The organism is Kitasatospora sp. NPDC089913, assembly GCF_044748625.1.
GTDB lineage: Bacteria > Actinomycetota > Actinomycetes > Streptomycetales > Streptomycetaceae > Kitasatospora.
In genome coordinates, this window is sequence record NZ_JBIVGI010000017.1 from 47375 (window position 1) to 55279 (window position 7905).

Below are 7905 nucleotides of genomic sequence, written 5' to 3' on the forward strand. Positions count from 1 at the left end.
CGGCGGCTCGGTGCTCCGGAGCGCGCCGTCCTGCCGAGCGCACGACCCTCCCCAGCGCACGACCCTCCCGAGCGTGCCACCCTGCCGAGGAACCACCGTTCGGGCCCGCACGGGCCCGGCCGGTGGCCTCGCGGTTCGCCGATTTTCCGAATCCGCGCAAATTGTTGTTATCTGAGCACTCCCCAACGGTCTCCGAGGAGGCAGTGGCGGACGGACGACAGCCGGACGGAGTGCGGACCCATGAACGTTGACGTGCAGAGCAGGGCCGGGACGACCCTCGTGCGCGCGGCCCAGGCGGGCGACCCGCAGGCGCGCGAGGCACTGGTCGCGGCCTGGTTCCCGTTGGTCTACAACGTGGCCGGCCGGGCGTTGAACGGTCACGCCGACGTGGACGACATCGCGCAGGAGACCATGATCCGGGCCCTCGACGGTCTGGAGGGGCTGCGCGACCCGGGGGCGTTCCGGTCCTGGCTGGTCGCGATCACCATGAACCAGGTCCGCAACCGGTCGACCGGCCAGCAGCAGGCGGCCGTCGGCGGCCTGGACGAGAGCTGGGAGGTGGCCGACCCGCGCGCGGACTTCACCGACCTGACCATTCTCCGGCTCGGCCTCTCCGGCCAGCGCCGGGAGGTCGCCGAGGCCACCCGCTGGCTGGACCCGGACGACAAGGAACTGCTCTCCCTCTGGTGGCTGGAGGCGTCGGGCGAACTCACCCGCGCCGAACTCGCCGAGGCGCTCGACCTGACGCCGCAGCACACCGCCGTCCGCGTCCAGCGGATGAAGAAGCAGCTGGAGGCCGGCCGGGTGGTGGTCCGGGCGCTCACCGCCTACCCCCGCTGCCCGGAGCTCGCCGAGGTGATGACCGGCTGGGACGGCACGCCGAACTCGGTCTGGCGCAAGCGAATAGCCCGGCACATCCGCGGCTGCCAGGCCTGTGACGGCCTGGGGCGCGACCTGTTCCCGGCGGAGGGGCTGCTCGCCGGACTGGCGCTGGTCCCGGTCCCGATGGACGCGCCCAGCGGGCTCGCGTTCCACGCCGCCGGAGCCACGGCCGGGACGCCTGGCGCCGGCTCCGGCGGCGTCCCGGGCGACGGCGGCGCGGCCGGAGGGTCCGCCGGCGCCGGTACCGGCGGTGCTCCGCCCACCGGTACGTCACCCACCAGTACCGGAACCCCGCCCACCGACCCGGCCGGCGGACCGGGTGGCTGGACCGACCTGGCCCGCCGCAAGAGCGTGCTGGCGGGCGGGACGGCGGTGGTGCTCGCGGCGGCGACGCTCGCGATGGTCTGGCCCCAGCCCACGCAGCCGACCGGGCCGGCGCCGGAACCGACCACCCCGGCCAGCGCCCCGGACGCCCCGGTGCCGCCCGTCGCGACGGCCGTCGAACCGACCGTCGTACCGACGCCGGAGGCGGCGCCGCCCGCGCCGGTCACGGTCGCCCCGGTCGAGGTGCCGCCCGTGCCGAGCAGCCCCCCGGTGGTCACCCCGACCGCGACCCCGGCCACCGCCCGGCCGACCACGACCCCGCCGAACCTGGAGCGGCAGCTGGTCGACCTGGTGAACGCGGAGCGCGGCCGACGCGGCTGCGCCCCACTGCGGATCGACCCGAAGCTGCACGCGGCCGCCCAGAAACACTCCGAGGACATGGTCGCCCGGAACTTCTTCGACCACCTCACCCCCGACGGCACCCGGGCCGACGCCCGGCTCAACGCGGTCGGCTACCGCTGGTCGCAGTGGGGCGAGAACCTCGACCGCGGCCCGAGCGCCCCGGCGGTGGTCTTCACCCGCTGGATGGACGGCGGCATCCACCAGTCCAACATGCTGGACTGCGCGTTCAAGGACGTCGGGATCGGTGTGGCCACAGGCCCGGCCGGGCTCTACTGGACCCAGGACCTGGGCGCCCCGCTCGGCTGACGGTGCCGGGCGGCACGCCGGGCCGGAACCGTGGGCGTCGACAGGACCGCGTGTGCCGCCGGAACCGTGAGTGCCGTCAGGACGGGAGGCCGATCAGGCCCGGGGCCTCGCCCGTGACGTGGTCGGTCGCCCGGCCGACCACGCCGCCGGCGTCGCCGACCTGACCCGGGAGCGCGTCCGGGGCCGAGGCGAGGGGCCCGCCCTGGAGCGGTCCGGTCAGGTCGCCCTGGCCGCCGAGGGCGGCGGCGTGGGCGCTGGGGGCGGTCAGGGAGGCGACGACGCCGACGGCGAGCGAGGCGACGGCCAGCATGCTGCGCTTCTTCATGCCCCGTTCAACGACGCTCCGCCACCCGGGTTACGGGAGCGGGTCGCCCGCCGGGCCGGTCGGGCTGTCCGCGGCCGGCCCGAACAGCCGCACCGAGGAGGCCAGCCCGTACAGCGCGCTCAGGGTCGCCTGTGCCGGGAGCCGCAGACAGGCCGAGAGCTCCACGATCTCCGCCGCCTTCCCGCTCGGGGCGACCACCTGCTGCGCGACGAGCTGCTGGGTGCCGCCCTCGGCCAGGCACGCCTTGTCGGGCTCGACGGGCCGGAGCAGCGTCGAGCGCTTCGCGGCCTCGGTGGCGGCCTTCTCGTCCCGGATCACCCGGACCGAGACCATCGCCGCGTTGTCGAACAGCCCTCCCGCCGCAAGACAGACCTGGGGCCGTTCGCCGTTGCGGATCTGGCAGCCGGGCTCCCAGAACATGGGCTGGGACGCGACGTAGCCGACGGACTCGGGGCGTCCGGCGGTGGCGAGCACGGTGAGGTCGGACCAGGCGTCCGGGACGTCCATGATCACCCCGTCCAGGGCGGTGAACCGGACCGGCCTGGGCGGCGTGACCCCGTCGGCCGTCTGGTCCCCTGTCGCGCCGCCGTCGGTGCCACCGGTGGCGGCGTCGGCCGAGGCACTCACCGAGGGCTCGGGGAAGGCGGTCGGTGCGTTCGTGGGTGTTCCGGTGGGTGTTCCGGCGGGCGGCATCGCGCCCGAGGCCGGTCCGGAGGCGGCCGGGCCGAGCACGGTCCCCGTCGGTCCGGGGGCGAGCGCCGGTGCGGCGGCCAGTACGGCGGCGGTCAGGCCGACCGCGAGTCCGGCCGCGAGCGCCGCCCGCCGTCGGCGCCGCCGGGCCAGGGCGGCCCGCGCCAGTACCCGCTCCATCCGGTCCGCGGGCGCGGGCAGGTGGGGCGGGGCCAGCTGGAGCAGCACCCGCAGCTCGTCCGCCACCTCGTGGTCGTCGGCCACCGCCCGGTCCAGGGCCGTCTCACGGTCGAGAGCCGCCTCGCGTTCCCACTCGGCGAAGTCATGCTCCGTCACGACGACCCCCGTCCAGCAGCAGTTCCCTGGCCGGAAGCTTGCCGCGCAGCGCCTGCAGGGCGCGGTGCGTCTGGCTCTTGACGGTGCCCGGGGTGCAGCCCAGCGCCTCGGCGGTGTCTTCCACACTGAGGTCCTCGAAGAACCTCAGCACCACCACGGCCCGCTGCCGGGCCGGAAGCGCCCGCACCGCGGCGGCGACCACCTGGCTGGTCACCACCTCGTCGAACGGGTCCGCGACCGTCGGCGGCTCCGGCAGCCGGTCGTGCGGAAGCTCGCCCTGCCAGCGGCGGCGCCACCAGGAGACGTGCGAGTTCACCAGTACCCGGCGGACGTACGCCTCGGGCCGATCGATCGAGACCTGCTCCCAGCGCGGCCAGACCTTGGCCAGCGCCGTCTGCAGCAGGTCCTCGGCCAGGTACGGGTCGCCGGTCAGCAGCCACGCCATCCTGAGCAGCCGAGGGCTGCGGGCGGCGACGAACTCCTCGAAGTCCGGTCTCGCTTCGCTCATCCCGACGCCCCCGCCATGCTGTTCCCGCCACCGTCTCCGTGCTCCGCGCCGCCAGGTCGCTGGCGGCGGTCCTGCCGGTCGGCCATGGCCGCCGGATCCTCGCTCTCGTTCTCACGGCTGCTGAACGCGCTGGGGTCGGCGCCGGGTTGCCTGTCCGACCGGTCTATTTTCGCGGGTGGCCAGGTCGGGGCCCGCGGCGGGGTCGGTTCTGGCGGTCCCCCGGCAGTCCCTTGCGGCCCGTGGCGGCCCTGCCGGCGCGGTGCGGGTGGGGCACGGGGCGGGGGAGCGCACGAAGAGGCGCGAAGGCGCTCCGGGCGGGCGCGAACGCTGGACGGCCCGCGAGCCGGCCGGGACTCGGCCGGGCGGCGAGCGGGCCGTGGTCACCACGATCCGCCCGCCACCGCGACCCGCCAAGGGCGCGCGAACGGCGCCCGGGCGCACCGGCCGGGCGCGCCGGGTGAGGCCCGGCTCCGGCCCCGCGCCGGTCCGCTCTCCGTCCGTGGCCGGTCCGCCGCCCGTCCGTGGCCGTTCCGCCGGCGGGGCCGGCCGTGGTCAGAGCGTCCCCGAGCCCTTCGGCGCACCTCCGGCCCGCCGTGCCGCGCCCGGATCGACCGGATCCACCGTCCAGTCGGGGTGCCCCGGCATGGGCGGGGTCCGCTCGCCGTAGAGCCAGTCGCGCAGGAAGCCGCCCAGGGACTGCCCGGAGACCTCGTCCGCCGTGCGCAGGAAGTCCGCGGTGGTGGCGGTGCCGTTCCGGTGGCGCCGCAGGAAGGCCCGCTCGATCCGGTCGAACACCTCGGGCCCGACCCGCTCCCGCAGCGCGAACAGCACCAGCGCGCCGCCGGTGTACCGCTGGCTGTCGAACAGCGTCGCGGCGGTCGGTGCGGCCACCGGCCCGGAGTCGTGGCGCCACTGGTCGCCCTGGGCGTAGACGCTCCGCATCCGGTCGGTGAGGGTGGTGAAGCCACCGGAGTCCGGCCAGCCGCGCTCGTAGCGGTACATCAGACCGTAGAAGTCGGCGTGGCCCTCGTTCAGCCACAGATCGGCCCAGGTACCCGGGGTGACGCTGTTCCCGAACCACGAGTGGACCAGCTCGTGCATCATGTGCGAGCCGATCTGCCGCTCCGGCTGGCGCAGGAAGTTCGGCTTGTAGAGCGTGAGCGTCTGCGTCTCCAGCCCGGTGAAGTCGAACGCCGCCGGGTCGTCGGTGTCGGCCGGCAGCAGCCCGTACGTCTCGAACGGGAACGCGCCGAGGTGCCGCTCGGCCCAGTCCAGCTGGGCGGGCGTCAGGGCGAGCGCGGGCTCCAGGTCGGCGGCCCGCGCGGCGGGCACGACATCGCGCAGCAGCAGCCCGTCCGGGCCCTGGCGTTCACGGACCGTGTAGCGGCCGACGGAGGCCTGGAGCAGCTCGGTCGCCATCGGCTCGCGCGACCGGTAGCGCCGGGTGGTGGTGCCGTCGGAGTGCGGCTCGGTGGCGACCGGCAGACCGTTGGCCACCCCGTACAGCTCGTCCGGCGCGGTGATCGCGACGCTGAAGCGGGCCTTGTCGCCAGGCCGGTCGTTGCACGGGAACACGGTGTGCGCGCCGTCGGGCTGGCCGGCCACCGCGAAGCCGTCCGGCGTCACCACCCAGCCCGTGTGCGGCAGCGCGGCCCGCGGGTCGGCGGTGTACTCGACCTCGACCCGCAGCACGGCCCCGGCCCGGACCGGCCGCGCCGGGACCACGGTCAGCTTCTCGTCGTGCGTCCGGAAGCCGGCCGGACGCCCGTCGACCCGGACGGCGTGCACGTCCAGGCCGAGCGCGTCCAGCTCCAGGCTCGGCAGCGCGGTGCGGGCCCGGGCGGTCATCGCCGTGGTGGCGTCGACCGTCCTGGTCGCGGGGCGGTAGGTGAAGGCGAGGTCGTAGGACTGGGCGTCGTAGTCGGTGGTGCCGAGGGCGGGGAAGACCGGGTCCGCGGCCGGCGGCGGGCCCGCGCCCGCGCTGTCCGTGCCCGGGCTGTCCGCGCCCGGGCTGTCCGTGGCCGGGGTGCCCGCAGCCGGGCTGCCCGCGGCCGCCGGGGCCAGACCGAGCGGTACCGCCGCGAGCGCGAGCGCGGCGGCGAGGACGGAACGGTGCCAGGACAAGGTGATCACCTCTCTCGTGTCGGACGGTCCCGCGCCGATCGGGGCGGGCCGCTTCCGGTGAGCGATCTTCTGGCCACGGAACGTAGCAGAGCCCTCCGACAACGCCCACCCCTCCGCCCCCGGCCCGCACGAACCGCCGCGGACCCGTCGGCCCCGACCCGGGCGACACGCGGCCGTCCCCCGGACGGACCACCATGGTGGCCGAGCGGCTGCGCAGTGTCATACCTTCGAAGAGTTCCGCCCCCTGACGGGCGGGACCACGGCCGTCGGAGAACCTGGCCAGGTCCGGCGGCCGTACTCGTGCCCGCGTGCGGAGCCGGCGCCCCCGCGTCCGCTCCGCACGCGCGCGGCGTCCCGCGCCACCCGCACTGCTCGTCGTGCACTGCTTCTCGCGCATTGCTTCTCGTGCACCCCTTCTCGTGCATTGCTGCTAGCGCTTCGTCGGCCACCTCGTAGGCTGGGCAGCCGCGTCGGCCGCCCGCAGCCCCGCCGGCGCACCGGACCGGCAGGAGCAGCCCCGTGACCAGCCCGCACTTCGTGGTGATCGGCGAGTGCGTCGCCGACGTCGTCCGCACGGACGGCGCGCCCGATGTCGTCCACCCCGGCGGGAGCCCGGCCAACGTCGCCTACGGGCTGGGCCGGCTGGGCGAGCCCGTCGCCCTGCTCACCCAGCTCGCCGACGACCGGTACGGCCGACTGATCCGCGCGCACCTGGAGTCCGCCGGTGTGACCCTGCTGTCCCCGGCGGGCAGCGGGGACGCTCCGCGCACCCCCTCGGCGGTCGTGCGGCTGGACGAGCAGGGGCGGGCCCAGTACGCCTTCGACATCGGCTGGACCCTCCCGCCGGTCGAACTGCCGTGTTCCCCGCGGCACCTGCACATCGGTTCGATCGCCGCCGTCACCGCGCCGGGGGCGGCGGCCGTGCTCGCCCTGGTCGAGCGGTGGCGCGGCCGGGCCGGTGTGAGCTACGACCCCAATGTGCGGCCCGCGTTGATGGGCGAGCACGACGAAGCCGTCCGCCGGGTGGAGCGCTGCGTGGCGCTCAGCGATCTGGTCAAGGCCAGCGACGAGGATCTCGACTGGCTCTACCCGGGCCGGGATCCGGAGGAGGTGGCCCGGCACTGGCTCGGCCTCGGCCCGGCCACCGTCGCGGTCACCCGCGGGCCGGCCGGGGCCTTCGCGCTCACCGCCGACGGTCGCCGGGTCGAGACGCCCGCCCGCACCGTCGAGGTCGCCGACACGGTCGGCGCGGGCGACGCCTTCACCGCCGCGCTCCTGCACGCCCGCCGCACCGGCGCGGGCCTCGACGCCGCCCTGGCCCGTGCCACGGCCGCCGCCACCCTGACCGTCACCCGCCCCGGCGCGACGCCGCCCGATGCGGCCGAACTGGCTTCGGCTCTCGCCTGAGACGTTATTGGCAAACTGACCAATAGTGAAAGTATTGGGCAATTGACCAATAGGATACGTATTGGTTGAGTGTCCAATAGCGTCCTGTTGGGTGCTTGCCCAACAATTGGGCTGAGCCACAGGCAGGGATCCCCCCCCGGCGTGGTGCTTGCAGCGATCGCGGTCCTGGTGCAGCTGTGCGGATGCGCGGCCGTGGGCGTGAGCCGGCCCCGCTGCACGGTGGCGGTCCGCCCGGTCCGCCCGGTCCGCCCGGTCCGCCCGGACCGTTCGGAGCCTGGGCCGACGGGCGCGGCCATGGGACGCGGAGGGCGAGGGGGTGGAACCTGCCGGGCCGGGCGGCCGAAAGCCGGAACGGGCCCGAGCCCGGTCAATCGTGCTCGACCGTGCTCGACCGTGCTCGACCGGGTTCGACCGTGCTCGACCGGGCTCGAAGCACCGTGTGAGCACCGACGGCCGCGGTTCTCCGCGAGCCGTCCCCCTGACCGGCGGGGGGGGGGGGGGGGGGGGGCGGGCCCGGCCCCCCCCCCCCCCGGGGGGCCGGGGGGGGGGGGGCGGCCCCGGGGGGGGGTCAAGCGGGGGGGGGTTGGGGGCCGCCGGGCAC

The 7905-nt window shown here is 75.9% G+C and carries 6 protein-coding genes; 2 read left to right on the forward strand and 4 right to left on the reverse strand.

Going from position 1 to position 7905, the window contains the following annotated elements; genetic code table 11:
- The first annotated feature begins 240 nt into the window (after positions 1-240).
- The gene (locus ACIPYS_RS24760; protein WP_093863565.1) at positions 241-1914 is read left to right on the forward strand and encodes a sigma-70 family RNA polymerase sigma factor; all 1674 of its coding nucleotides are present in this window, start codon (positions 241-243) and stop codon (positions 1912-1914) included.
- Positions 1915-1990: 76 nt separating this feature from the next.
- On the opposite strand, the gene ACIPYS_RS24765 is transcribed toward ACIPYS_RS24760, so the two are convergent.
- The 4 genes from ACIPYS_RS24765 to ACIPYS_RS24780 all read right to left on the reverse strand — a co-directional run bounded on the left by ACIPYS_RS24765 (position 1991) and on the right by ACIPYS_RS24780 (position 5897).
- Positions 1991-2239 carry a hypothetical protein gene (locus tag ACIPYS_RS24765; RefSeq protein WP_093863566.1) on the reverse strand — a complete coding sequence of 83 codons (249 nt, stop codon included), beginning with the start codon at positions 2237-2239 and terminating at the stop codon, positions 1991-1993.
- A gap of 30 nt (positions 2240-2269) precedes the next feature.
- The gene (locus ACIPYS_RS24770) at positions 2270-3265 is read right to left on the reverse strand and encodes a hypothetical protein (RefSeq protein ID WP_400749626.1); all 996 of its coding nucleotides are present in this window, start codon (positions 3263-3265) and stop codon (positions 2270-2272) included.
- Positions 3252-3773 (reverse strand): SigE family RNA polymerase sigma factor, encoded by a 522-nt coding sequence (locus ACIPYS_RS24775; RefSeq protein WP_093863568.1) that lies wholly within the window; start codon positions 3771-3773, stop codon positions 3252-3254. The genes ACIPYS_RS24770 and ACIPYS_RS24775 overlap by 14 nt, the downstream gene beginning before the upstream one ends.
- A gap of 552 nt (positions 3774-4325) precedes the next feature.
- Positions 4326-5897 (reverse strand): M1 family metallopeptidase, encoded by a 1572-nt coding sequence (locus ACIPYS_RS24780; protein WP_400749629.1) that lies wholly within the window; start codon positions 5895-5897, stop codon positions 4326-4328.
- 519 nt (positions 5898-6416) lie between these two features.
- Between ACIPYS_RS24780 and ACIPYS_RS24785 the strand changes: the two genes are divergently transcribed.
- The gene (locus ACIPYS_RS24785) at positions 6417-7304 is read left to right on the forward strand and encodes a carbohydrate kinase (protein ID WP_400749632.1); all 888 of its coding nucleotides are present in this window, start codon (positions 6417-6419) and stop codon (positions 7302-7304) included.
- Positions 7305-7905: the final 601 nt, after the last annotated feature.